Raw genomic sequence first — 23,825 nt, forward strand, 5'->3', positions numbered from 1 at the left:
GAAATTCCGCCCGGCGCCTGCGTTTGCGGCCGATCCGCGCCTTAGGCGCCGATCGGCGCAATTGCACGGATCGCGGTAACCAATTCGTCGGACTCCTCGGTCTAGGATGGCGCGGTTACCGGTTGGGTTTACCTCGCCTTAAGCCGTCCTTCGCCATGATTAACGCGAGACGTAAACGAAACGTTAGCGCGGAGCGAAAGGTTTAAGGTTTCGACAAGCGGCTCGTCCCACGTCGGGAGAGCCGTGCCGCCAGGGGGGCGGCGTTAGTGCGTGTCGCGGAGCGGGTTCCCTGCCGCCCCGGACCGAGGGGAGTTGTGAGTCCGATGAAGTCGCGTGAGAGTCTCGTTCGGCTGAAGCGTTTCCAGGTCGAGGAGAAACGCCGCCGTGTCCAGCAGATCGAGCTGATGATCGCCGAATTCGAGAAGATGGCGCGCGATCTCGACGAGCAGATCCGCGTCGAGCAGGAACGCTCCGGCATCCGCGATCAGAACCACTTCGCCTATCCGACCTTCGCCAAGGCGGCGGCGCAGCGCCGCGACAATCTGAAGGCATCGGCCCAGGAGCTGCAGAGCCAACTCGAAGGCGCGCAGGACGAACTCCTCGCCGCGACGGACGAGTTGCGCAAATACGAGCTGATGGTCGAGCGGGACCAGGAGCGCGAGCGCGCCTCGCAGCCTGCCGCCGAAGGCCAGGCAGCCGAGGAGCCGGCGCCGCGGCGGGGCCGACCGCTCGCCGGCGAGCGCCGCAGCGTCTAGCTCTCCCGCTGCCTCTTCTCTTTTACCGGCCCGCTTTCGGGTCGATCAGCGGCACATGCGGGCCCGCCTCGCGCGGAAGGTGCCCCTCGAGGCGAGGATCTTTCGCGAGTTCGATCGCCATCTTCCACGGCCGAAAGCCCATCTTCCGGTAAAAGGGTAGGGCGGCCGGATGGTCGAAATGGCAGGTGTGCAGCCAGACCCGCTCGGCCCCCGCCGCGAAGGATATGTCCAGCACATGCGACATGAGGGCGCTCGCGGCGCCCGTTCCCGTCGTTTCCTCGACGACGCCGAACATGGCGACCTCGATATCGGCGCCGTCCCGCTCGGCCTGGAGTTCCGCGAGCCCGACCGGCTCGCCGTCCTTTACGAGGAAGAGCACGCGCGCGCCGTCGGCCGTCAGCTTGGCCCGGAGTTCTGCCTCCGGCATGCGGGCCCGCTCGAACCACAGCCAGCGCTCGCCGATCCTGCGGTAAAGCGCGCGATAGGCCGCTAGCTCGATTGGATCCTGCTCCACGACGGTGAAGCCGGCGGGAAGCGGCGCCGAGCGTCCCCCGTCGCGGGCGTTCAGCTCGAGATAGGTGACCACGTCGGCGATATAGCCGGGCGGAAGGTCGGTATAGCCATCGAGCAAGAGAGGGATTGTCGGCATCAGTCCAGAATCTCGCGGTCAAGGAGATAGCGCGCGGCGGCGATAAGCGTCGGGCGAACATTCTCGCGCGCGGCGAAGACGAGGAGAAGCGGCTCGTTCTCCATGAAATACTCCAGCACGGCCGCGAGGAATCCGGGATCGGCCGCGGCGCTGCGCAGCATCTCGGGACCGATACCGGTCAGCGCCAGGAAGCGGCCGAGCTCCTCCGGCTCGCCGGCCAGGAAGGCGAGGGCGCGGATCGCCAGCGCCTCGGCGCCTTCGATCGTCATCGGCGGCTCCCGGTCGCGGATCATGCATTTCCCTTTCCGAAACGAATCGTCGCTAGAACTTAAGCCGAATACCACCAAACGGTCGGCCGGTGGCCGACTGCCCCCTGAGGAGCCGCGCGCCGGGACGACCGGACCCGGTGGAGGCTGAGTTCGGATGGCGAAGACCGTACTGGTCGTGGAAGACAACGAGCTGAACATGAAGCTCTTCCACGATCTGCTCGAAGCGCATGGATACAACATCATCCAGACCCGCAACGGCCTGGAAGCGCTGGATCTCGCCCGCCGCCACCGCCCCGATCTGATCCTCATGGACATCCAGCTTCCGGAGGTCTCCGGCCTCGAGGTGACCAAGTGGATCAAGGAGGATGACGAGCTTCGCGCCATCCCGATCATCGCCGTCACCGCGTTTGCGATGAAGGGCGACGAAGAGCGGATCAGGCAGGGAGGCTGCGAGGCCTATCTTTCCAAGCCGATCTCGGTGACCAAGTTCATCGAGACCGTGAAGGCCTATCTGGGAGACGCCTGATGACCGCCCGCGTCCTCGTCGTCGACGACCAGCCGGCGAACATCAAGCTGCTCGAGGCGATGCTGAACGCCGAATATTTCGAGGTCGTGACGGCGTCGAACGGTCCGGAGGCGCTTGCCGTCTGCGCGCGCGGGCTCTGCGATCTCGTGCTGCTCGACGTCATGATGCCCGGCATGGACGGGTTCGAGGTGTGCAGGCGGCTGAAGCAGAATCCGCAGACCGCCCAGCTTCCCGTCATCATCGTCACCGCTCTCGACCAGCCCTCCGATCGCCTGAAGGGCCTCGAGGCCGGCGCCGACGACTTCCTGACCAAGCCGATCAACGAGCTGGCGCTTATCACGCGGGTGAAAAGCCTCGTCCGCCTGAAGACGCTGACCGACCAGCTGATGGTGCGTGCCTCGGCGTCGAGCGAGCTCGGCATGACAGATCCGTTCGACGGCGCCGTCGCCTCCGGCGATCACGGCCGCATCCTCCTCGTCGAGGACAAGCCTTCGCGGCGCAGCCGCATCGTCGAGGGCCTCGCCGAGGCCGGGCACCGTGTCGATGCCGAGAGCGACCCGCAGGAGGCGCTGTTCCGGATCGCCGAGGGTCCCTATGACCTCGTGATCGTCAGCCTCGATCTCGACGGGTTCGACGGGCTGCGGCTGTGCTCGCAGATCCGCTCGCTGGAGCGAACGAGGCTCCTGCCGATTCTCGTCGTTGCACAGGCGGACGAGACGCATCGCCTGGTGCGCGGTCTCGATCTCGGTGTGAACGACTACCTGCTGGCGCCGATCGACCGCAACGAGATGCTGGCCCGGGTGCGCACGCAGGTGCGCCGCAGCCGCTTCATGGAGCGGCTGCGCGACAACGTGCATCTCACCATGGAGATGGCGATCACCGACGGGCTCACCGGCCTGCACAATCGCCGTTATCTGGAACGCCATCTCGCCGGCCTTGTCGACCAGGCCGCGCAGCGCCAGCGGCCGCTCTCGGTGCTGCTGCTGGACATCGATTTCTTCAAGTCGGTCAACGACACCCATGGCCACGACGCCGGCGACGATGTGCTGCGGGAGTTCTCGCGCCGCGTCCGCCGCACCGTGCGCAGCATGGACCTCGTCTGCCGGCTCGGCGGCGAGGAATTCGTCGTGGTGATGCCGGACACCGAGAGCCGGATCGCTGAGATGGTCGGCGAGCGGATTCGCGAGCGGATCGCCGCGCAGCCCTTCCTGATCGAGGGCGGCGAGCGGCAGCTGGCCGTCACCGTCTCGATCGGCCTCTCGGCCCGCTCGGGTCGCGGCGATACGCCGGAGACGCTGCTGCGCCGGGCCGACGAGGCGCTCTATCGCGCCAAGCGCGAGGGACGCAACCGCGTCGCTGCCGCGGTCGCCTGACGGACCGCTTTCAGATCGACAAAAGAAAAAGGCGCCGCGAAGCGGCGCCTTGAACCGTCCAGCCTTGCGGCGACGGGCTTACTTGATCTTGGCCTCGCGGAACTCGACATGCTTGCGAGCAACCGGGTCGTACTTCTTAACCGAGAACTTTTCGGTCATGGTGCGCGAGTTCTTCTTCGTGACGTAGAAGAAGCCGGTGTCGGCCGAGCTGACGAGCCGGATCTTGATGGTGGTGGCCTTGGCCATGGCGAACCTCTGCATGCAGCCGGCCGGGACGAGCCCCGCCAGCGGTAAATGTGGGCGCACCCTACGGATATGAAGCCGAAAGTCAAGGAAAGTCGGCGCCAAATCCGCGGTCAATGTCCGGCGCGGCGAATGCGGGTGAGGACAAGAAACAGATAGGCGACGAAGAACACCGCCAGCGCTGCCTCGAAGCCGTGCGGGTCGAGGACGTCCATCGCCCCGCCGATCGTCGCTGGCCCCACGAGTCCCCCGAGCGAATAACAGAAGATGAAGGCGGCGTTGGCCGCGGCGAGGTCGGCGCCGGAGAATCGGGCGCCGAGATGGGCGAGGCCGACGGTGTAAAGCGAGCCGACGATCCCGCCCCAGAGGCCGAGCGTCAGCATGAAGGGCCAGAACGAGGCCGAGACCAGCGGCAGCAGCAGGGTGCCGGCAAGGCCCACCAGGGCGATGCCGAACAGAAGCTTGCGCCGGTCGACCCGGTCCGAAAGGAGGCCCATCGGCATCTGCAGGAGGATGTTGCCGATCGTCGCCGCGATTCCGAGCAGGATGACGGTGTCGCGGTCGTGCCCGACGCGCTGGCCGTAGAGCGGCAGTAGCGAGAAGGCGCCGCTCTCCACGACGCCGAACAGCAGCGAGGCGCCGGTCGCGGCCGGCGCCAGGAAGAGGAAGCGCCTGAACGACCCTCCCGCATGATGGGAGAGCTTCGGCGCGACGCCCATGCCGATAAGGACGGGCAGCGTACCGAGGAGCAGCACCGCGCTGCCCGTCAGGAACGGCGTGAAACCGCGCGTGCCGGTCAGCGTCAGGATCGCAGGCCCGAGCGCGAAGCCGGCCGAGAGCACGGTCGCATAGATGCCCATGATGATGCCGCGGCGCTCGGGCGGGGCAGCGCTCGAGATCCAGAACTCGGACAGCACGAAGGTGACGGTGAGCGCGGCGCCTGCGACGAGGCGGAGCGGGAACCACAGCCAGAAGGGCGACAGGAAGAAGACCGGCAGGCAGATCGCCAGCACGCCGATGGAGAGCGCCAGCAACGGTCCCGTGCCGACGCGGCCCGCGAGGCGAGGGATGAACGGCGTGATCGCCAGCGAGGCTAGGCCCCAGAAGGCCGTGTTGAGGCCGATCCAGGTGGAGGAAATGCCGCGATCCTCGAGCGTCAGCGCGAGAAGCGGCAGTGTGATGGAAAAGCCGAGACCGACGGCTGCGATCGAGCCGATCGCCGCAACGAGGCCGGTGATACCGCCGCCGGACGCGCCCGGCGCCTCGCCGCGCAATGCTTCGCTTGTCATCGCCTCGCCTTTCAGGGCAGGGAAAACGGGAAGGCGCTGGGGCAGCGGACAGAGCCGCGGCCACACCTTCCGCGCGATGCGCGTTGCTTGCAGCCGCTAGCCGATATCCGGCTGCCAGGGCGCCTCGGCATCCTCCCGGTGGTCGGGATCGAAGCCGTGCATATACAGCGCCCATTGCAGGCCGACGACGGCCCCCTTGATCGGTCGCAGAAGCGCCAGAGTCAAGATCAGCGTCAGCGGCAGCCAGATGGCGAGATGGGTGAAATTGGAAAGGTGGAACGCCGTCTCGACGATCAGGATCAGCGGCACGATGATGTGGCCGACCGCGACGATGGTGAAATAGGGCGGAGCATCGTCGGCGCGCTGATGGGAGAGATCCTCGCCGCAAGCCTCGCAGCGGTCGACCACCGTCAGATAGCCCGTGAACATGCGACCCTTGCCGCACTGGGGACAGCGGCAGGCGAAGCCGCGCGCCATGGCGCGCCAGGGCGAGCGCTGGGGCCGCGCTGCGCTCGCCGTGTCAGCCTGACCGGTCCATTCGCTCATGGGGAGAACTCCTTCAGCTTCCCGTCATATCGTGGCGGGCCATCGGGAGACAAGCGCGGCAGACCGCCGCCGCTTCAGCGCGCCGGCCGCCGAGCGCTCGCGGCGACGATGACCGCGATGATAATCAGTCCGGTCGCGAGATAGCGAAGGCCCGCGCCGAAGCCGTAGGTGTTCAGCATCGTCACGACGAGGAAGAGGAACAGCGCCGCCCCCCACAGTCCGGGGACGTTCGAGTTGCCACCCGCGACCGAGGATCCGCCGATCACGACGAGCGCGATCGAGGTGAGGAGATATTCCTCGCCCATCGACAGCGACGAGCCGCCGGAAAAGCCGGAGAGGAGATAGCCGCAGAGGCCGGCGAACACCGCGCTCATCACATAGGCATAGAATCGCGTGCGCCCGACATCGACGCCTGCGAGGCGGGCGGCGCGGATGTTCTGTCCGATGGCGGTCACCCAGCGGCCGTAGAGCGTGCGGCGGAGCACGAGTTCCATGAAGGCGGCGAGAGCGATGACGCAGATTGCCAGGACCGGCATGCCGAGCACCTGCGCGGTGGTGAAGTCGGCGAGGGCCGGCGGCGGCTTGATGCGGATGCCGCGGCCATAGGCGATCGCGACCGACTGCACGAGGAAGCTCGACGACAGCGTCGCGATGATCGGCGGGATGCGCAGCAGCCAGATGAGCGCATAGTTCACGATGCCGACTGCGACGCCGCAGGCGAGCGCGATCAGGAGCCCCGTGAGGATCATGCCGTTCTGCGTGTCCATCACCTTGGTGGCGACGGCGCCGGCCAGCGTGATGGTCGCCGGGATCGAGAGGTCGACATTGCCCGGGCCGAGCGTGACGACATACATCTGCCCGATGCCGACGATCACCGAGAAGGTGGCAAAGGTGAACGCGGCCGTCAGCACCTCGCCGCCGCCGCGGCCGCCGGTGAAGGCGACGATGACGAGCCAGACGGCAATCGCCGCGACATAGGCCCAGAGCCAGGGTCGGCCGGCGAGATTGCGCAGGAAGCTGCTGTTCATCTGCGGCGCTCCGCACGGTCGATCAGCGTGCGCGCTGCGAGCACGATGATGAGGATGGCGCCCTGCGCGCCGATCTGCCAGTCCGGCGAGATGCGCATGAAGGAGAGGAACGAGCCGGCGAGCGTCAGCGTCACGGCGCCGATCACCGCGCCGACCGGCGAGATGCGGCCGCCGACGAACTCGCCGCCGCCGAGGATGACGCCGGCGATCGACAACAGCGTGTAGCGCAGCGCGATATTGGCGTCGCCCGATGTGGTCAGCCCGACCAGCGACAGCCCGGCCAGCATGCCGAAGAAGCCGGCCAGCGCGAACATCGTGATCTTGACCTTGAGCAGCGACCACCCGGCGCGCTCGATGGCCTTCGGATTGCCGCCCGCGCCGCGCAGCACCGCGCCATAGGAGGTGTGCATCAGCAACAGGTTGGCGAGGATGGCGATGACGATCGCCGCGATGATCGGGAAGGGGACGTAGGCCGGCTTCAGCGTCATCAGCGAGCGCAGGAAGGCGGGGGCCTGGCCGCCGGGAACAGGCAGGATGAGCACCGAGAGGCCCAGCCAGACGAAGGACATGCCGAGCGTCACCACGATCGAGGGCAGGTTGCGCCAGTGGATCAGCGCGCCGAGCGCTGCATAGACGGCGATGCCGAAAGCGAGCGCAACGACCCCGACGAGCGGAGTCTGCATGATCCAGGGCAGCGTCGCGGGGAGGGCGCCGGAGGCCTGCAACTCCTTGACGACCGGCAGCGCGCCCATGCCGCCCGAGAGCAGAGTCGCGCCGACGCAGGCGACGAAGCCGACATAGGTGCCGATCGAGAGGTCAAGATCGTTGACCGTGATCACGCACATCTGCGCCACCGTCGCCAGCGCGATCGGGATGGCGAGGTTGAGCATCAGGTTGAAGCCGACATAGCTCATCGCGCGCGGCTGCAGATAGAAGATCGCGGCGAGCAGCACGACGAGCGAAAGCGCCGGCAGGAGCGTGCGCAGCTGGCGGGCGGTCAGGCGCATCAGGCGACCTCCTCGAAGGAGGCGTGCAGCACGCGTTCCTCGGTCAGCTCGGCGCGCGACAGGTCGGCGACGATGCGCTGGTCGCGGAAGACATAGACGTGGTCGCAGTGCTTCAGCTCATCCATCTCGGTCGTGTACCAGAGGAAGGTGCGACCCCGCTCGGCCTCGGCGCGGATCATGCCGTAGACCTCCTGCTTGGTTCCGATATCGACGCCGCGCATCGGGTCGTCCATCAGGACCGTCTCGGCGGTGGAGCCGAGGGCGCGGGCGAACAGCGCCTTCTGCTGGTTGCCGCCCGAGAGCGAAAGGATCGGGTTGTGAATGTCGGGCGTGCGGATGCCGATGCGCGCCTTCCAGTCTTCCGCCATCGCGTCCGTCTTGCCGCTGTCGATGAGGATGCCTCGCTTGAGGCGGTTGAGCGAGGTGATGGTGATATTCTCCGCGATCGACCAGAGCGGAAAGACGCCATCCGTCTGCCGGTCGCCGGCGACGAGCGCGGAGCCGCCCTCGACGGTGATGCCCGAAACCGAGCGCCGCGCGGCATCGAAGATGCGGATCAGCATCTCGGACTGACCCTGGCCGCCGAGGCCGGCGAGGCCGACAATCTCGCCGCGATGGGCGACGAGGTCGACGCCGCCGGCGGCCGCGCGGGCACGGACCCGCGTCGGCGCCTCACCGCCACGCCGTCCGGAGACGACGGCGCGTTCCTCCGCCTCCTCGCGGGCGACGGTTCCCATCGCGGCGACGAGGCTCGACCGGGTGAAGTCGGAGGCAAGCCGCTCTGCGACGACGCGGCCGTCCTTCATCACCACGACGCGGTCGGCGGCCTCGAGGATTTCCCCGAGCAGGTGCGAGATCAGCACCACCGCGCCGCCCTCGGCGACGAAACGGCGGACATAGGCCAGCAGCTGGCCGGCCTGATGCGCGTCGAGCGAGGAGGTCGGCTCGTCGAGAATGACGAGGCGCGCCGGCGCATCGGTCACCGTGAAGGCGCGGGCGATCTCGACCATCTGGCGCCGCGCGATCGGCAGGTCGCCGACAATGTCGGAGGCGCCGATACCATGGCCGGGAAAGACCTGGTCGAGCTTGGCGACGATCAGCGCGCCAGCCCGCTTACGCCAGCCGAAGCCCTTCAGCGCGCGATGCATGACGCGCGCATTCTCGGCGACGGTCAGGTTGGGGCACAGCGACAGTTCCTGGAAGACGCAGCGGATGCCCTGCGCCTGCGCGGAGGCAACCGTGTGCCGGTCCGCGACATCCTCGCCATCGATCGTCATACGGCCTTCCGCACCGAAGACGCCGGCGAGGAGGTTCATCAGCGTCGACTTGCCGGCGCCGTTATGGCCGACGAGGCCGATGCACTCGCCGGCGCTGCAGGAAAGGTCGACCCCCTGCAGTGCCCGCACGGCGCCGAAGCTCTTGCGGACATCCTCGAGGCGGATGAAGGGCGAGGGTCCGGTCATGGCGGAGCGGGGATCCCGGCAGGAGGACGGTCACTATCGAAGAAGGCCGCCGCCGGACGGGCCGGCGGCGGCCGATCAGCCAGGCATCAGCCGTTACTTCTTGGCGGCGTCGACCACCTTCTGCGCGTCCTCTGCCGAATACTCGACATTGGCGACGCCACCCTTTTCGGTGGTCTCGAGATTCTTCTCGAGATTCGCCTGATCGATGCGCAGGAAGGGCACCACGAGATCCTTCGGTACGTCCTTGCCGTCGAGGATCTGCTGCGCCACCCAGAAGGCGAGCGTCGAAACGCCCGGGGCGATCGAGACCGACATCGTCTCGTAGCCGTTGGCGTCCTTCTGCTCCTTCCACCAGGCAAGCTCGTCCTGGCGGTTACCCATGATGATGGTCGGCATCTTGCGGCCGGCGGCCTTGAAGGCCTGCGCCGCGCCATAGCCGTCGCCGCCCTGCGTCACCACAGCGACGATGTCGTCGGGCAGTGAGGGCAGGATGCCCGCGACCGCCGCCTGGGCCTTGGCCTGGTCCCAGTCGCCATGCACCGAGCCGACGATCTTGAACTGCGGATTCTCGGCGACACCCTCGTGGATGCCCTTCGAGATCTCGTCGTCGACGAACACGCCCGCGAGGCCGCGGATCTCGAGCACGTTGCCCCCGGCCGGGATCTTGTCCTTGAGATAGAGGACCTCGTCCTTGCCCATCTGCTTGAAGTCGACGGCGATGCGCCAGGCGCAGGGCTCGGTGACGATACCGTCGAACGAGACGACGATCACGCCGGCGTCGCAGGCCTCCTTGACGGCGCCGTTCAGCGCGTCCGGCGAGGCGGCGTTGAGGACGATGGCGTTGTAGCCCTGCAGTACGAGGTTCTGGATCTGCGCGGCCTGCTCGGTCACCTGGTTCTCGGCGGTGGTGAACGGATCGGCGGCGGCGACGATGCCGGCCTCGACGGCGGGCTTCGTCACCTTGTCCCAGCTGCGCAGCATGGCCTGGCGCCAGGAATTGCCGGCATAGTTGTTGGACAGCGCGATCTTCTTGTCCTTGGTATCGGCGAGCGCAGAGCCCGCGCCGAGCGCCGCGACAAGAGCCAAAAGCGATACGGTTCCCGCAAGACGGGTCATGACGGTCTCCCTCCCAAAAAATCGCGCGATTGCTTGATTATGCTTCCCGGCGATGCCGGATGTCGCGCGAAGACCGAGAGTGACGCAAAGGCGCTTCTCCTTGTCAAGCACCGGCGCGGCCTGCGCCGGATCCGCAACCCTCGCGCGCGGCCGCTGAACTCTCCGACGCCCGCCTTGCCGGCGCACGGCTTTGGTCCTATAGCGATGCCTTCAAATGACACGCGAAAACCCGACTTTCACGGCCCGCCCGCCGGCGTTCGCCCACCGGCACCTGCTCGGCATCGAGGGCCTGACGCCGCCGGAGATCCTGACGCTGCTCGATCTCGCCGAGGAGGCGGTCGATATCAGCCGCCAGGTCGAGAAGAAGAAGGCGGTCCTGCGTGGACGCACGCAGATCAATCTCTTCTTCGAGGCGTCGACGCGGACCCAGTCGTCGTTCGAACTGGCCGGCAAGCGGCTCGGTGCCGACGTCATGAACATGTCGGTCGGCTCGTCCTCGGTGAAGAAGGGCGAGACGCTCGTCGACACGGCGATGACGCTGAACGCGATGAACCCCGACATCCTGGTCGTTCGTCACAATGCGGCCGGCGCGGTGCATCTTCTGGCCAAGAAGGTCGGCTGCTCGGTGATCAATGCCGGCGACGGCGCGCACGAGCATCCGACACAGGCGCTGTTGGACGCGCTCACCATCCGTCGCCACAAGGGCGGCTTTGGCGAACTGGTGGTGGCGATCTGCGGCGACATCCTGCACTCGCGTGTCGCCCGCTCCAACATCCTGCTGCTCAACGCGCTCGGCGCGCGGGTGCGCTGCGTCGGACCCTCGACGCTGCTGCCCAAGGCGCTCGACCGTCTCGGCGTCGAGATCTTCACCGACATGAAGAGCGGGCTGCGCGACGCGGACATCGTGATGATGCTGCGCCTGCAGCGCGAGCGGATGGACGGCTCCTTCGTCCCGTCGGTGCGGGAGTATTTCCATTTCTTCGGCCTCGACCAGGAAAAGCTCGCCTATGCAAAGCCTGACGCGCTCGTGATGCATCCGGGCCCGATGAACCGCGGCGTCGAGATCGATTCGGCGGTCGCCGACGGCGCACAGAGCCTGATCCGCGAGCAGGTCGAGATGGGCGTCGCCGTGCGTATGGCGGTGCTCGAGGCGCTGTCCGCCCATCTGCCGAACCGTCCGGGTGCCGCATGAGCCTTTCCGCCATCAGGGCCGAATCGCGGCCGCTCGTCATCACCGGTGCGCGAATCGTCGATCCCAAGAGCGGTCTCGACGCGATCGGCAGCGTCTTGGTGGCGGACGGCCTCATCAAAGGCGTCGTGACTGGCGCGGCGCCGGGAACGCCGGAGGGTGCCGAGACGATCGAGGCACGCGGCAAGGCGCTGCTGCCGGGCCTCGTCGACATGCGCGTCTTCGTCGGCGAGCCGGGGGCGGAGCATCGCGAGACCTTCGCCTCTGCCGGCCAGGCGGCGGCGGCCGGCGGCGTCACGACCATCGTCACGATGCCCGATACCGATCCCGTCATCGACGACGTGGCGCTGGTCGATTTCATCGCCCGCCGCGCGCGCGACACCGCCGCCGTCAACGTGTTGCCCATGGCGGCGATCACCAAGGGCCTCAAGGGCCGCGAGATGACCGAGTTCGGCCTCCTCGGCGCCGCCGGCGCGGTCGGCTTCACGGATGGCCGCCACTCGATCACCAACGCACTCGTGCTGCGCCGCGCGCTCACCTATGCCCGCGATTTCGGCGCCCTCGTCATGCATCACCCGGCCGATCCCGACCTCGTCGGATCGGGCGTGATGAACGAGGGCGAGACGGCGACGCGGCTCGGCCTGCCGGGCATCCCGCGCGAGGCCGAGATCATCATGCTGGAGCGCGACATCCGCATCGCGGCACTGACCGGCGGCCGCTATCACGCCGCGCAGATATCGTGCGCCGCATCGCTGGAGGTCATCCGCCGCGCGAAGGCGGCGGGCCTTTCCGTATCCTGCGGCGTGTCGGCGACTCATCTCGCGCTCAACGAGCGCGATGTCGGACCCTACCGCACCTTCTACCGGCTGTCGCCGCCGCTGCGCGACGAGGACGACAGGCTGGCGATGATCGAGGGCGTCGCGGACCGGTCCATCGACGTCATCGTTTCCAGCCACGATCCGCAGGACGTCGATACCAAGCGCCATCCTTTCGCCGAGGCGGCCGACGGTGCCGTCGGCCTCGAGACCCTGCTCGCGGCCGCCCTGCGTCCTGTCCACAATGGTGAGGCGAGCCTCGCCTCGATCGTCAGGGCGCTGTCGACGCGTCCGGCCGAACTGCTCGGGCTTCCCTCGGGCCGGATTGCGGCCGGGGCTCCGGCCGACCTCATCCTGGTCGATCTCGAGAAGCCCTGGATCTGCGAAGCGGAACGGCTGCATTCGCGCTCCAAGAACACACCCTTCGAGGGCGCGCGCTTCGAGGGGCGGGTTCTGAGGACGCTCGTCGGCGGGCGTACGGTGTATAAGGACAGCGAGGCCTGAGCAGCAGGCCCGAACGAACCGGAGGCCGCGTTGGACCCAGTGATCGTCGCCGTGATCTCGTCGGCCGTGCTCGGCTACCTGCTGGGGTCGGTGCCGTTCGGCGTCATCCTTACGAAGCTGGCTGGAGCGGGCGACCTGCGCAGCATCGGCTCCGGCAATATCGGCGCCACCAACGTGTTGCGCACCGGCCGAAAGGGCCTTGCCGCCGCCACGCTTCTCGGCGACGCGCTGAAGGGCACTCTGGCGGTGGTGATCGCCTGGCGGTTCGGCGAGGCGGGCGCGCTTGCGGCGGCGCTGTTCGCCGTCCTCGGCCACATGTTCCCTATCTGGCTCGGCTTCAGGGGCGGCAAGGGCGTCGCAACCTATCTCGGCGTCCTGATCGGTGCCGGATGGCCCCTGGCCGTCGGCTTCGCCCTCGTGTGGATCGCGATGGCCGCTGCGCTGCGCTATTCCTCGCTCGCCGCGCTGACCGCGACGTTGCTGACCCCGGTTGCCTTCGCCGTCATGGGGCAATGGGCTCAGGCGGTCGTGTTCGCCATCCTCACGGCGCTCGTCTGGTGGCGGCACAGCGCCAATATCGGCCGCCTGATCGCCGGCAGCGAGAGCAAGATCGGCAGCAAGGGCTGATCTGCCGCTGTCGCTGCAACCTCTGGTTAACGATCCCGACGTCCCCTCTTCACTTGCGGCGCCATTGCCGGCACAATCGGTCGTGGCTGAACGAATCCTGCAAGCGGGGGTTGAGAGATGGACGGCAGATCGGAACTCAGTCGGTGACCGCGCTGCCACCGACAATGCCGCCGATCAGCCTGAGCGACCGGCAGCGGCTCGACTGGCTGAGGCTGATCCGCAGCGAGAACGTCGGTCCCGCGACATTCCGTGATCTGCTGCGTCATTTCGGGTCGGCGGCGGCCGCCCTCGAGGGCATTCCTGATCTCGTGAAGCGCAGCGGCCGGCGCATCCGCCTCGCCAGCCGCGAGGAGGCCGAGCGTGAACTTGCCGGGCATCTGGCGATCGGCGCGCGCATGGTCGCGATCAGCGATCCCGACTATCCGCAGTGGCTACGCGCGATAGACGCGGCGCCGCCCCTTCTGTCGATGCGCGGCGGCGGCGCGTCGCTGCTGGAGCGGCCGATGATCGCGATCGTCGGTGCCCGAAACGCCTCCGTCGCGGGCCGCAAGATCGCCGCGATGATCGCGGCCGAACTCGGCACGGACGGTTTCGTCGTCGCGTCCGGGCTCGCCCGCGGCATCGATGCGGCCGCTCACGAGGCCTCGCTCGCCGGGGGCACGGTCGCGGCCTTCGCCGGCGGTCTCGACCGGCTCTATCCTCCGGAGAACGCGGCCCTGGCCGACCGGATCATCGGCTCGGGCGGTGCGCATGTCTCCGAGATGCCGCTCGGCTGGGAGCCGCGGGCCCGCGATTTCCCGCGCCGCAACCGCCTGGTCTCCGGCATGGCGGCTGGGGTCGTCGTCGTCGAGGCGGCCGAGCGGTCCGGCTCACTGATCACGGCGCGCCTCGCCGGGCTTCAGGGGCGAATCGTCTGCGCCGTCCCGGGTTCGCCGCTCGATCCCCGCTCCTCGGGATCGAATCGTCTCATCAAGGATGGCGCCCATCTGGTCACGACGGCGCGCGACGTGGTCGAGGTCGTGGCCCCGATGCTGGGCCGCGTGGTTGCGCCGCCACCGGCCTGGGGGGAGGGCGACAGTGCTGCATCCCGCGCGATACGCCTGCCGGAGGACGGCGACCTCGCCGTGCTCATCGAGGCGCTCGGTCCGGTGCCAACCGCGATCGACGACATCATCCGCTTCACGGGGCTCGGGGCGGCAGTGGTTCAGGTGCTGCTGCTGGAGCTCGATCTCGCCGGCCGCATCGGGCGTCATTCCGGACAGCGGGTCTCGCTGATCGGGTAGCTAGGTGCCTGACAAAGGATCCGGCACGCTGTCGCCGGCTGAGGCTTCGCCGCGCGCCGCGTCATGTCCCGCGGCGCAGATCCTCCTCGACCATGCCGAGAAGATAGGCGACGAAGTCGAGTTCGGCGCTCGACGCGAGCCCCTTCAATTCGGCTGCCATACGTCCGATATAACGGATTGTCTCACCCCTGTCGGTCGGATCAGGCCTCTGGGGACGATTGTCCGGAGGCATTTCCGGAACTGTCATGATCAGCATCCTCAATCGATCGTGCGGCCTGGCCGCAATTGTCAGTCATACTGACATGATGCAATCAAAAGAAGCAAATACAACCGAATGCTCGCTATGATTGAGGTCGTCATCGTCGGGGCTTGATTGACAGGCTGGCAGCTTTCCCGGATTGTCCGGCTCGACCGCGCCCGGTGAAACCCCGAGTCCGGGCGGTGGCGCCCTCAGCGGCGCGACCCCATCCAATCTCCGCCGACCGGTCCTCTGACCGGTGGCCACACCGAACGGCACCGATGAATCTCGTCATCGTCGAATCGCCTGCGAAGGCGAAAACGATCAACAAGTATCTGGGCTCGGCCTACCAGGTCGTGGCGTCCTACGGCCATGTGCGCGATCTGCCCTCGAAGGACGGCTCCGTCCTGCCGGACGAGGACTTCGCGATGCAGTGGGAGGCCGATCCGAAATCGGCCAAGCGGCTTTCCGAGATGGCGACGGCGGCCAAGTCGGCCGACCGCATCATCCTCGCCACCGACCCCGACCGCGAGGGCGAGGCGATCTCCTGGCATGTGCTGGAGGTTCTGAAGCAGAAGCGCGTCCTCAAGGACAAGCCCGTCGAGCGCGTCGTCTTCAACGCGATCACCAAGCAGGCTGTCCTCGACGCGATGAAGAATCCGCGCCCGATCGATGCGGCGCTGGTCGATGCCTATCTCGCACGGCGTGCTCTCGACTATCTCGTCGGCTTCACGCTTTCGCCGGTGCTGTGGCGCAAGCTGCCAGGCGCACGGTCGGCCGGCCGCGTCCAGTCGGTGGCGCTGCGCCTCGTCTGCGATCGCGAGAACGAGATCGAGGTCTTCCGGCCGCGGGAATACTGGTCGCTGGTCGCCCGTCTCGCGACGCCGCGCGGCGACGAGTTCGACGCCCGCCTCGTCGGTGCCGACGGCAGGAAGATCGGCCGCCTCGATGTCGGCAATGCCGAGGACGCCGCGGCTTTCCGCACGGCGCTCGAGAACGGCCGCTATACGGTGGTCGATGTCGAGCAGAAGCCGGCGCGCCGCCACCCCTTCGCGCCCTTCACGACCTCGACCCTCCAGCAGGAGGCGAGCCGGAAGCTCGGCTTCGCGCCGAACCGGACGATGCAGATCGCCCAGCGCCTCTACGAGGGCGTCGATATCGGCGGCGAGACGGTCGGCCTCATCACCTATATGCGAACCGACGGCGTCGACATGGCGCCGGAGGCGGTCGCAGCCGTGCGCAAGGTGATCGGCGCGGACTTCTCGTCCCGCCATCTGCCGGACGTGCCGCGTCGCTATCAGGTGAAGGCCAAGAACGCGCAGGAGGCGCATGAGGCGATCCGTCCGACGTCGCCCGACCGCCGGCCGCGCGACGTCGCCCGCTACCTCGATCAGGAGCAGGCGAAGCTCTACGAACTCATCTGGAAGCGCACGATCGCGAGCCAGATGGAATCGGCCGAGCTTCAGCGCACCAGCGTCGACATCCTCGCCGAAGCGGGAGGGCGCAAGCTCGACCTTCGCGCGTCCGGTCAGGTCGTGACGTTCGAAGGCTTCCTCGCTCTCTACAACGAGGATCGCGACGACGACGGCGACGACGACGAGGGCCGCCTGCCGCGCATCGACAAGGGCGAGGCGCTCGCCAATCGCGGCATCTCGGCCACGCAGCACTTCACGGAGCCGCCGCCGCGCTACAGCGAGGCGACGCTGGTGAAGCGCATGGAGGAACTGGGCATCGGCCGTCCCTCCACCTATGCGGCGACACTCGGCGTGCTGCGCGACCGCGGCTATGTGCGGCTGGAAAAGAAGAAGCTCTTTCCCGAGGACAAGGGCCGCCTCGTGACGGCTTTCCTGCAGAGCTTCTTCTCGCGCTATGTCGAGTATGACTTCACCGCCGATCTCGAAGGCAAGCTCGACCAGATTTCGGCCGGCGACATCGCCTGGAAGGACGTGCTGCGCGAGTTCTGGCAACAGTTCTCCTTCGATGTGTCGGAGACGAAGGAACTGCGCGTCGCGCAGGTTCTCGATGCGCTCAACGAACTGCTCGGCCCGCACATCTTCCCCGAGCGGGCGGATGGCGGCGATCCGCGCGCCTGCCCGGCCTGCGGCAACGGCAAGCTCTCCCTGAAGCTCGGCAAGTTCGGCGCCTTCATCGGCTGCTCCAACTATCCCGAATGCCGCTACACGCGGCAGCTGGCGGTGGCGGGCGAGGATTCGGCCCCTGGCGAGGGCGGCGAGGACGGCGCCAAGCTCGGCGCCGACGGCGTCCGCGTGCTCGGCAAGGATCCGGAGACCGGCCTCGACGTCACGCTGCGCTCGGGCCGGTTCGGCGTCTATGTCCAGCTCGGAGAGGGCGAGGGCAAGGAGAAGCCGAAGCGCTCGAGCCTGCCCAAGGGCTGGGAAGCCGCGACGCTCGATCTCGACCGCGCCCTGGCGCTTCTGGCGCTGCCGCGCGAGGTCGGGGCGCATCCGGAGGACGGCAAGCCGATCCAGGCCGGCCTCGGGCGCTACGGGCCGTTCGTGCTGCACGACGGCAAATACGCCAATCTCGACAGCATCGACGAGGTGTTCAGCGTCGGAATCAACCGCGCCGTCTCCGTGCTCGCCGAGAAGCAGGCACGCGGCCCGCGCGCCGGCCGCGCGGGTGCCGAACCCTTGAAGACGCTGGGCGACCACCCGACCCTCGGCGGACCGGTTACTGTCCATGCCGGCCGCTACGGCCCTTATGTGAAGCATGGCGCCGTCAACGCGACCATTCCGAAGGGCACCGCTCCCGAGGCCGTGTCGATGGAGACGGCGGTGGCGCTCATCGCCGAGCGAGCCGGCAAGACGCCCGTGAAGGCGCCGCGCGCGGCCCGCAAGGCCACCGGCGAAGATGGTGCGGCCAAGAAGGCGCCTGCGAAGAAAGCGGCGGCGAAATCCACGACTGCCAAGGCTTCGACTGCCAAGGCTTCGACTGCCAAGGCTGCGACCGCCAGGAAAGCGCCGGCCAAGAAGGCTCCGGCCAAGAAGGCCGCCGAAGCCTGAAAGCCGCCGAAGCCTGAAGCGCAGTGAAAATCGGACCGGCCGGGATGTTCCGGCCGGCCTTTCCGAGCCGTCATCGGCCTGACATCGCGAACCGCTGCGCCACCGCCGCCTGTTGCAAGCGCCGGCGCGCGTCGCCATTGTCGATTGAACCCTGAAGCGGCGCCTTCGCGGCGGCCGCCGAAACGTATTTCCTTTTGAAAGAACACCCTTGGCCAAGAAGCCAGACCAGCCAGACAAGACCACGGCGAAGCCGGCCCGCAAGCCGGCCCAGCGCTCGACGCGCGCCGAAAAGCCGGCGCCCGACCAGAACGGGCTTCCGACCCGCGAGCAGATTCTCACCTTCATCGCCGAACATCCCGGACAGGCCGGCAAGCGCGAGATCGCGCGCTCGTTCGGGGTTTCCGGTGGTGCCCGCATCGCTCTGAAGCGGATGCTGAAGGAGCTCGGCGAGGAGGGCCTCGTCCGCAAGGATCGCAAGCGCCTCACCAAGGCCGGCACGCTGCCCTCGGTCAGCGTCCTGTCGATCGTCGACCGCGACGCCGAGGGCGATTTCATCGCCCAGCCGACCAACTGGGCCGACGACCGGACGGGGCCGCCGCGCGTCCTCGTGGTCGCCGGGCGCAAGCAGCTTATCCCGGCGCCGGGCATCGGCGACCGCGTGCTCGCCCGCGTCGAGGCGGACGACGATGCCGAGGCGCCGTTCCCCTACAAGGCACGGGTCATCAAGGTTCTCGAGAAGCGGGCGCCGTCGATCCTCGGCGTGCTGCGCACCGCGCTCGACGGGACGCGCCGGATCGAGCCGGTCGACCGCAAGCAGAGCGAGTACCAGGTCGCCGAGGAGGACCTCAACGGCGCCCATGACGGCGATCTCGTCGCGATCGAGGTGAAGCGCGTGACCCGCTACGGCCTGTCGCCGGCGCGGATCATCGAGGTCGTCGGTGCCGTTCACAGCGAGAAGGCGGTCAGCCTCATCGCGATCCACGCCCACGACATCCCGCACATCTTCCCGCAGGCCGTCATCGATGCTGCAGAGGCGGCGAAGCCGGCGCCGATCGCCGGCGGTCGCGAAGACTGGCGCAACATGCCGCTCGTCACCATCGATCCGGCCGACGCCAAGGATCATGACGACGCGGTGCATGCAGAACCGGACAGCGATCCGGAGAATCCCGGTGGCTTCCTCGTCACGGTCGCGATCGCCGATGTCGCCTGGTATGTGCGGCCGGGTTCGCCGCTCGATCGCGAGGCGCTGAAGCGCGGCAATTCGGTCTATTTCCCGGACCGCGTCGTGCCGATGCTGCCCGAGCGGATCTCGAACGATCTTTGCTCGCTGCGCGAGGGCGAGGACCGCCCGGCGATTGCCGTACGGATGCAGATCACCGCCGACGGCAAGAAGAAGTTCCACTGGTTCCACCGCGTCATGATGCGGTCGGCTGCCAAGCTCTCCTACCAGCAGGCGCAGGAAGCGATCGACGGCCGGCCCGACGACAAGACGGGACCGCTGCTGGAGCCGGTGCTGAAGCCGCTCTGGGCGGCCTATACGCTGATGAAGCGGGCACGCGACCAGCGCGAGCCGCTCGATCTCGACCTTCCCGAACGCAAGGTGATCGTCGGGCCCGACGGCGCGATCGAGCGCATCATCGTGCCGGAGCGGCTCGACGCGCATCGGCTGATCGAGGAGTTCATGATCCAGGCGAATGTCGCGGCGGCGGAAACGCTGGAGCGCAAGAAGTCGCCGCTCGTCTACCGCGTCCATGACGCGCCGTCGCTCGCCAAGCTCGAGGCGCTGCGCGAATTCCTCGCCTCGATCGAGATGAACCTGCCGCGGAGCGGCAATCTCCGGCCTGGCCATTTCAACACCATCCTCGACAGGGTGAAGGACAGCGAGCACCAGGCGCTGGTCAACGAGGTCGTTCTGCGCTCGCAGAGCCAGGCGGTCTACAGCCCCGAGAATATCGGCCATTTCGGCCTCAATCTCCGCCGTTACGCGCATTTCACCTCGCCGATCCGCCGCTATGCCGACCTCATCGTGCATCGCGCGCTGATCCGCTCGCTGGAACTCGGCGAAGGGGGGCTGCCGGATGGCGCCGAGGCGGATCTCGAGCAGATCGCACAGGAGATTTCCGGCGCTGAGCGCCGCGCCATGGCGGCCGAGCGCGAGACCGTCGACCGGTTGGTCGCGCATTGGCTGGCCGACCGGATCGGTGCGTTCTTCACGGGGCGGATCGCCGGCGTGACGCGCTCGGGCCTCTTCGTGAAGCTCGACGAGACCGGAGCCGACGGCTTCGTTCCGATTGGCTCGATCGGCGCCGATTTCTATGCCTATGACGAGGCCCGCCACGCCGTCATCGGCGCGCGGACCGGCGAGATGCACCAGCTCGGCGATCGGGTCGAGGTGCAACTCGTCGAGGTGGCACCCATCGCGGGCGCGCTGCGCTTTGAACTCATGTCGGAAGGAAGGCGCGTGCCCAAGGGTGAGCGACGCGTCGTCGAGCGTGGCTTCCGCGACAAGATCGCCAGGAGCCGTACCGTGCAGAAGCCTCGCCCCGGACCGAGGCGGCGCTGAGGCCGCCCCGGCGCGCAGGGCAGCTCAGCGCCCGTTGGCGAAGACGCAGTCGTTGACGCGGCTCCAGGCCGCGGGCGCGTCCTTGCCGAGCAGCACGACGCCCGTGTCCTCCGAGTCGGGCAGGCTGAACTGATACGCGCCGGCCGCGGCGAGCTCGCTGATCGTGACGGCTCCCATGGGGAACCACATCCGTTTGGCGTTCGCCTCGCCGGTCACTTCCCATTCCTGCACACCGGGTGGCTGGCCGGGAACATTGATGAGCGTGCCCGGCCACTTGCCCTTGCGGCCCTCGGCATCGACGCTGAGATAGGGGTCCGTGCCGTCGTTGCGCATCGCCATGATGTCGAGGCGGTTGCCGGACTTGCGCACCGCGCGGCAGTTGACGACGCCTGGCTTCTCTTCCGTCACGGTGATTTTCCAGGATCCGACCGGCTTGCCATAGGGCCGCTCCTGGCCGGGCTTGCCGGCGGCGGCGACCGGTGCGGCGGCTGCAACTGCCGGAGCCGAGGCCAGTGCCGAGCCGCTGCAGGCGCAGAGATAGTTCTTGGCGGCGATTTCCTTGCCGCCATAGCCGACCCAGCAGGCCTTGCTCCATTTCGGCTGCAGGTTATAGCCGGGCCGATAGCCGTTCATGTCGGTCGCGCAGATGTAGAAGGCCTCGCCGGTCGAGCGGCCGCCGGGCGCGTGGACGCCGGATTGCACGGGCTCCAGGCCGGCGCCGCCGCAGACCTGTTCGCAGGGCCGGCCGTTCGCCGCCTGCCATGTGAGGCCGCCCTCGGCAGCGCTCGCATGGGTGCATGCAAGTGCGCTCAATCCAGCCGCCACCCCGGCCAGAAGAGTTCTGGCAGTGTTCATGGAAGTCCCCCCGGAGCTTGCGGCGGCACCAGTCGTGCCAGGCCGCACGCAAAGATGAGGCGAATTCGCGTCGCTTCGCAAGCTCGGGCCGAGCGGCCGCGGCTTCTGCCCGACCGCCTCCCGGGGGAAGCCGCTGCGTGCTGGCGGCACCGACATCCGTCCCAGGGCGAGACAGGTGAGGCTTTTCAGCCTATTAACGGGTGCGGGCGCATGATGACGGCCTTCGCAAGGGGCGGGTGAGGGATGGTTTCGCCGGATTTCGAGACGCACGAGGTCGCAAACCAGATACCGCCTCGGCTCGGCGCCAATCTCTATGCCTCCGATCCCGTGCTGGCCGCCCTGGTCGAGGACCTGCCGCAGCCGGTCGTCGAGGGTCTCACCGCGCATGGCGCTCAGTGGGGCTCGGCGGAGATGGCCGATCTCGCGCGCCTCGCCAATACCGTGCTTCCGCATCTGCGCAGCCATGACGCGAGCGGGCGCCGTGTCGATCTCGTGGAGTTTCATCCCGCCTGGCACGCGCTGATGCGGCGCGGCGTCGCCGCGGGACTGCATGCCTCGATCTGGGACGCGGTGGGGGAGGAATCGAATGTCCGCGCCGTCGCGCGCGCGGCCCGCCTCTACATGGCCGCCGAGGTGGAACTCGGCCATATCGGCCCGTTGTCGCTGACGAGCGCCGCCGTCGCCTCGCTCGGCCACGCCCAGCCGCTCGCCGAGGCCTGGCTGCCGCTTCTGCGCTCGCGGCGCTACGATTCGCGGCCCGTTGCCGTCGGCCAGAAGTCAGGCGCGCTCATCGGCCTCGCGACCACAGAGAAGCAGGGCGGCTCCGATCTTCGCGCCGCGACCACCCGTGCCGAGTCGCTCGGCGACGGCACGCATCGGCTGGTCGGCCACAAATGGTTCGTCTCCGCGCCGATGAGCGACGCGCTGCTCGTCCTCGCGCAGACGCTCGAGGGCCTGTCGCTCTTTCTCGTCCCGCGCTTCCTGCCGGACGGGAAGCGCAACCCGATCCGCATGATGCGGCTCAAGGACAAGCTCGGAACCCGCTCCAACGCCGCCGCCGAGATCGAGTTTCCCGGCTCGGTCGGCCTCATGGTCGGCGAGCCTGGCCGCGGCGTCGCCACCATTGCCGAGACGGTGACGCTGCTGCGCGTCGACGACGCCGTCGCGGCGGCCGGCGTCGCGCGGGCCGCGGTGGCGGAGGCCGTGCACGACACCCGCTACCGCCGCGCCTATGGCGCGCCGCTGATCGACCAGCCGCTGATGACGCGCGTCCTCGCCGACATGGCGCTCGACGTCACGGCCGCGACGGCGCTGGTCTTCCGCCTCGCCGAGGCCGTCGACCGGTCGCAGGACGACCCGGCGGAGGCCGCCTTCGCGCGGCTCATGACACCGGCGATCAAATACTGGGTGGCCAAGATCGGTCCCGCCATTGCGTCCGAGGCGATGGAGTGCGCCGGGGGCAACGGCTATGTCGAGGAGGGGCTTCTGGCGCGCCTCGCCCGCGATGCTCAGGCGCTGCCGATGGTCGACGGTCCCGGCAACGTGCTCTGCCTCGATGTCCTAAGGGTGCTGAAGCGCTCGCCGGAGCCGCTGGAGGCGGTGCTCAAGGTGATCGAGGACGGTCTCGGCCCGGCCGCCCGCTCGACGCTCAACGTGCTGCGCGCCGCCGCCGCCGTGGCGATCGCCGACGAGGGATCGGCCCGCATCCTCACCGAACAGCTGGCGATGACCGTCGCCGCGGCGACGCTGCGCAGGCGGTTCCCCTCGGTGATTGCCGATGCGTTCCTGGAGACCCGCCTTGGCAAGCCCTGGCGCTCGACCTATGGCATGCTCGACGCACGCTTCGATGCGCGCGCATTCGTCGACTACGTCTTCCCGCGGATGTGAAACGCCTCAGCCGCCGAGGCTTCGCCTGCGCCGCAAGGCATAAGCGACGATGACGGCATGGATGCCGACTGCGACGGCAAGGCCGATCGCATGTTCGATAGGTCCCGCCTCGCCGGTGGCGGTCACCAGCCACAACGCCGCGATGCCGGCGGGCAGGAAGAAGACGACCGCCGTCGCGAGGCCGGGATTGTAGCGCCGCTTCGCCGCCGCGGCAGCGAGATGCACGACGGCGTTGACCAGCGTGCCATAGACCGCGATCAGGCCGAGGCCGAGATCGACCCGCCCCGCCAGCGCGATGGCGATGAAATAGACGAGCCAGACGCCGCCGATATTGATCACGAACACCGCCGGGACCGTGAGCACCTCGCGTCCGCCGCCGATCAGCGTGTTGAAGAAGCGGCGGAAGCGGTCGTCGTTATGCTCCTCGAACTGGTGCAGCATGTAGAGCGGCAGCAGCAGCGCCACGGCCGCGAGCGGGGCGCTCATCTCGGGGGCCGCGAGCCAGAGAAGCCCGAGGCCGAGCAGGCCGGCGAGCGCGCCGCCATAGACCCAGTACGCCGCGAGCCGCCCCATCATC

At 68.1% G+C, this 23,825-nt stretch carries 22 protein-coding genes; 10 read left to right on the forward strand and 12 right to left on the reverse strand.

Going from position 1 to position 23,825, the window contains the following annotated elements:
* Positions 1 to 323: 323 nt before the first annotated feature.
* Positions 324 to 755 carry a flagellar export protein FliJ gene (locus QO015_RS18485; RefSeq protein ID WP_266283468.1) on the forward strand — a complete coding sequence of 144 codons (432 nt, stop codon included), beginning with the start codon at positions 324 to 326 and terminating at the stop codon, positions 753 to 755.
* A gap of 22 nt (positions 756 to 777) precedes the next feature.
* Here QO015_RS18485 and QO015_RS18490 read toward each other — a convergent pair whose 3' ends face one another.
* Together QO015_RS18490 and QO015_RS18495 are read right to left on the reverse strand one after the other, a co-directional pair.
* Positions 778 to 1,404: a GNAT family N-acetyltransferase gene (locus QO015_RS18490; RefSeq protein ID WP_266283469.1), complete on the reverse strand. Its 627-nt coding sequence runs from the start codon at positions 1,402 to 1,404 to the stop codon at positions 778 to 780.
* Positions 1,404 to 1,673, reverse strand: coding sequence for a DUF3572 domain-containing protein (locus QO015_RS18495; protein WP_266283470.1), 270 nt, complete (start codon positions 1,671 to 1,673; stop codon positions 1,404 to 1,406). Before QO015_RS18495 ends, QO015_RS18490 begins: the two co-directional genes overlap by 1 nt.
* Before the next feature lie 154 nt (positions 1,674 to 1,827).
* On the opposite strand from QO015_RS18495, the gene QO015_RS18500 reads away from it, so the two are divergent.
* Entirely contained in the window at positions 1,828 to 2,199 is a 372-nt protein-coding gene (locus tag QO015_RS18500) for a response regulator (protein ID WP_266283471.1), read from the forward strand.
* Positions 2,199 to 3,572, forward strand: a complete 1,374-nt coding sequence (locus QO015_RS18505; RefSeq protein WP_266283472.1) for a PleD family two-component system response regulator — start codon at positions 2,199 to 2,201, stop codon at positions 3,570 to 3,572. Before QO015_RS18500 ends, QO015_RS18505 begins: the two co-directional genes overlap by 1 nt.
* A gap of 78 nt (positions 3,573 to 3,650) precedes the next feature.
* Here QO015_RS18505 and rpmG read toward each other — a convergent pair whose 3' ends face one another.
* The 7 genes from rpmG to QO015_RS18540 all read right to left on the reverse strand — a co-directional run bounded on the left by rpmG (position 3,651) and on the right by QO015_RS18540 (position 10,264).
* On the reverse strand, positions 3,651 to 3,818 hold the full coding sequence (gene rpmG / locus QO015_RS18510; RefSeq protein WP_266283473.1) for a 50S ribosomal protein L33: 168 nt from the start codon (positions 3,816 to 3,818) through the stop codon (positions 3,651 to 3,653).
* A gap of 110 nt (positions 3,819 to 3,928) precedes the next feature.
* Complete coding sequence (locus tag QO015_RS18515; protein WP_266283474.1) at positions 3,929 to 5,104, reverse strand: MFS transporter; 1,176 nt, start codon at positions 5,102 to 5,104, stop codon at positions 3,929 to 3,931.
* A 96-nt stretch (positions 5,105 to 5,200) separates the two neighbouring features.
* Positions 5,201 to 5,650, reverse strand: a complete 450-nt coding sequence (locus QO015_RS18520; protein ID WP_266283476.1) for a DUF983 domain-containing protein — start codon at positions 5,648 to 5,650, stop codon at positions 5,201 to 5,203.
* A gap of 74 nt (positions 5,651 to 5,724) precedes the next feature.
* Complete coding sequence (locus tag QO015_RS18525; protein WP_266283477.1) at positions 5,725 to 6,678, reverse strand: ABC transporter permease; 954 nt, start codon at positions 6,676 to 6,678, stop codon at positions 5,725 to 5,727.
* The gene (locus QO015_RS18530; protein WP_266283479.1) at positions 6,675 to 7,685 is read right to left on the reverse strand and encodes an ABC transporter permease; all 1,011 of its coding nucleotides are present in this window, start codon (positions 7,683 to 7,685) and stop codon (positions 6,675 to 6,677) included. The genes QO015_RS18525 and QO015_RS18530 overlap by 4 nt, the downstream gene beginning before the upstream one ends.
* Positions 7,685 to 9,148, reverse strand: coding sequence for a sugar ABC transporter ATP-binding protein (locus QO015_RS18535; RefSeq protein WP_266283481.1), 1,464 nt, complete (start codon positions 9,146 to 9,148; stop codon positions 7,685 to 7,687). Before QO015_RS18535 ends, QO015_RS18530 begins: the two co-directional genes overlap by 1 nt.
* Before the next feature lie 93 nt (positions 9,149 to 9,241).
* Positions 9,242 to 10,264, reverse strand: coding sequence for an ABC transporter substrate-binding protein (locus QO015_RS18540; RefSeq protein ID WP_266283483.1), 1,023 nt, complete (start codon positions 10,262 to 10,264; stop codon positions 9,242 to 9,244).
* 214 nt (positions 10,265 to 10,478) lie between these two features.
* Here QO015_RS18540 and QO015_RS18545 point away from each other — a divergent pair, with 214 nt between their 5' ends.
* The 4 genes from QO015_RS18545 (at position 10,479) to dprA (ending at position 14,682) form a co-directional block, all read left to right on the forward strand.
* Entirely contained in the window at positions 10,479 to 11,456 is a 978-nt protein-coding gene (locus tag QO015_RS18545) for an aspartate carbamoyltransferase catalytic subunit (protein WP_266283484.1), read from the forward strand.
* The gene (locus QO015_RS18550) at positions 11,453 to 12,772 is read left to right on the forward strand and encodes a dihydroorotase (protein WP_266283485.1); all 1,320 of its coding nucleotides are present in this window, start codon (positions 11,453 to 11,455) and stop codon (positions 12,770 to 12,772) included. The genes QO015_RS18545 and QO015_RS18550 overlap by 4 nt, the downstream gene beginning before the upstream one ends.
* Positions 12,773 to 12,802: 30 nt before the next feature.
* Complete coding sequence (gene plsY, locus QO015_RS18555; RefSeq protein WP_266283486.1) at positions 12,803 to 13,399, forward strand: glycerol-3-phosphate 1-O-acyltransferase PlsY; 597 nt, start codon at positions 12,803 to 12,805, stop codon at positions 13,397 to 13,399.
* Between the two features lie 164 nt (positions 13,400 to 13,563).
* Entirely contained in the window at positions 13,564 to 14,682 is a 1,119-nt protein-coding gene (gene dprA, locus QO015_RS18560; protein ID WP_266283866.1) for a DNA-processing protein DprA, read from the forward strand.
* Positions 14,683 to 14,743: 61 nt separating this feature from the next.
* Here dprA and QO015_RS18565 read toward each other — a convergent pair whose 3' ends face one another.
* On the reverse strand, positions 14,744 to 14,938 hold the full coding sequence (locus QO015_RS18565) for a hypothetical protein (RefSeq protein WP_266283487.1): 195 nt from the start codon (positions 14,936 to 14,938) through the stop codon (positions 14,744 to 14,746).
* Positions 14,939 to 15,201: 263 nt separating this feature from the next.
* Here QO015_RS18565 and topA point away from each other — a divergent pair, with 263 nt between their 5' ends.
* The gene (topA, locus tag QO015_RS18570) at positions 15,202 to 17,943 is read left to right on the forward strand and encodes a type I DNA topoisomerase (RefSeq protein ID WP_266283488.1); all 2,742 of its coding nucleotides are present in this window, start codon (positions 15,202 to 15,204) and stop codon (positions 17,941 to 17,943) included.
* 208 nt (positions 17,944 to 18,151) lie between these two features.
* Positions 18,152 to 20,506, forward strand: a complete 2,355-nt coding sequence (rnr, locus tag QO015_RS18575) for a ribonuclease R (RefSeq protein ID WP_266283489.1) — start codon at positions 18,152 to 18,154, stop codon at positions 20,504 to 20,506.
* Positions 20,507 to 20,530: 24 nt separating this feature from the next.
* Here rnr and QO015_RS18580 read toward each other — a convergent pair whose 3' ends face one another.
* On the reverse strand, positions 20,531 to 21,319 hold the full coding sequence (locus QO015_RS18580; RefSeq protein ID WP_266283490.1) for a hypothetical protein: 789 nt from the start codon (positions 21,317 to 21,319) through the stop codon (positions 20,531 to 20,533).
* A 285-nt stretch (positions 21,320 to 21,604) separates the two neighbouring features.
* Between QO015_RS18580 and QO015_RS18585 the strand changes: the two genes are divergently transcribed.
* Complete coding sequence (locus QO015_RS18585; protein ID WP_266283491.1) at positions 21,605 to 23,248, forward strand: acyl-CoA dehydrogenase family protein; 1,644 nt, start codon at positions 21,605 to 21,607, stop codon at positions 23,246 to 23,248.
* 6 nt (positions 23,249 to 23,254) lie between these two features.
* Here the strand turns inward: QO015_RS18585 and QO015_RS18590 are convergent, their stop codons facing one another.
* Positions 23,255 to 23,824 (reverse strand): HXXEE domain-containing protein, encoded by a 570-nt coding sequence (locus tag QO015_RS18590; RefSeq protein WP_266283492.1) that lies wholly within the window; start codon positions 23,822 to 23,824, stop codon positions 23,255 to 23,257.
* Position 23,825: the final 1 nt, after the last annotated feature.

Origin of the sequence: Kaistia geumhonensis, assembly GCF_030815145.1 — a bacterium.
GTDB classification, from domain to species: domain Bacteria; phylum Pseudomonadota; class Alphaproteobacteria; order Rhizobiales; family Kaistiaceae; genus Kaistia; species Kaistia geumhonensis.

Coding starts and splice junctions, on each gene's coding strand:
- QO015_RS18495 (WP_266283470.1), bottom strand. CDS start 1,673: ATGACGATCGAAGGCGCCGAGGCGCTGGCGATCCGCGCCCTCGCCTTC.
- QO015_RS18525 (WP_266283477.1), bottom strand. CDS start 6,678: ATGAACAGCAGCTTCCTGCGCAATCTCGCCGGCCGACCCTGGCTCTGG.
- QO015_RS18520 (WP_266283476.1), bottom strand. CDS start 5,650: ATGAGCGAATGGACCGGTCAGGCTGACACGGCGAGCGCAGCGCGGCCC.
- topA (WP_266283488.1), top strand. CDS start 15,202: ATGAATCTCGTCATCGTCGAATCGCCTGCGAAGGCGAAAACGATCAAC.
- rpmG (WP_266283473.1), bottom strand. CDS start 3,818: ATGGCCAAGGCCACCACCATCAAGATCCGGCTCGTCAGCTCGGCCGAC.
- QO015_RS18515 (WP_266283474.1), bottom strand. CDS start 5,104: ATGACAAGCGAAGCATTGCGCGGCGAGGCGCCGGGCGCGTCCGGCGGC.
- dprA (WP_266283866.1), top strand. CDS start 13,564: ATGCCGCCGATCAGCCTGAGCGACCGGCAGCGGCTCGACTGGCTGAGG.
- QO015_RS18590 (WP_266283492.1), bottom strand. CDS start 23,824: ATGATGGGGCGGCTCGCGGCGTACTGGGTCTATGGCGGCGCGCTCGCC.
- QO015_RS18535 (WP_266283481.1), bottom strand. CDS start 9,148: ATGACCGGACCCTCGCCCTTCATCCGCCTCGAGGATGTCCGCAAGAGC.
- QO015_RS18530 (WP_266283479.1), bottom strand. CDS start 7,685: ATGCGCCTGACCGCCCGCCAGCTGCGCACGCTCCTGCCGGCGCTTTCG.
- QO015_RS18585 (WP_266283491.1), top strand. CDS start 21,605: ATGGTTTCGCCGGATTTCGAGACGCACGAGGTCGCAAACCAGATACCG.
- QO015_RS18505 (WP_266283472.1), top strand. CDS start 2,199: ATGACCGCCCGCGTCCTCGTCGTCGACGACCAGCCGGCGAACATCAAG.
- QO015_RS18485 (WP_266283468.1), top strand. CDS start 324: ATGAAGTCGCGTGAGAGTCTCGTTCGGCTGAAGCGTTTCCAGGTCGAG.
- QO015_RS18550 (WP_266283485.1), top strand. CDS start 11,453: ATGAGCCTTTCCGCCATCAGGGCCGAATCGCGGCCGCTCGTCATCACC.
- QO015_RS18490 (WP_266283469.1), bottom strand. CDS start 1,404: ATGCCGACAATCCCTCTCTTGCTCGATGGCTATACCGACCTTCCGCCC.
- QO015_RS18565 (WP_266283487.1), bottom strand. CDS start 14,938: ATGCTGATCATGACAGTTCCGGAAATGCCTCCGGACAATCGTCCCCAG.
- QO015_RS18540 (WP_266283483.1), bottom strand. CDS start 10,264: ATGACCCGTCTTGCGGGAACCGTATCGCTTTTGGCTCTTGTCGCGGCG.
- QO015_RS18500 (WP_266283471.1), top strand. CDS start 1,828: ATGGCGAAGACCGTACTGGTCGTGGAAGACAACGAGCTGAACATGAAG.
- QO015_RS18545 (WP_266283484.1), top strand. CDS start 10,479: ATGACACGCGAAAACCCGACTTTCACGGCCCGCCCGCCGGCGTTCGCC.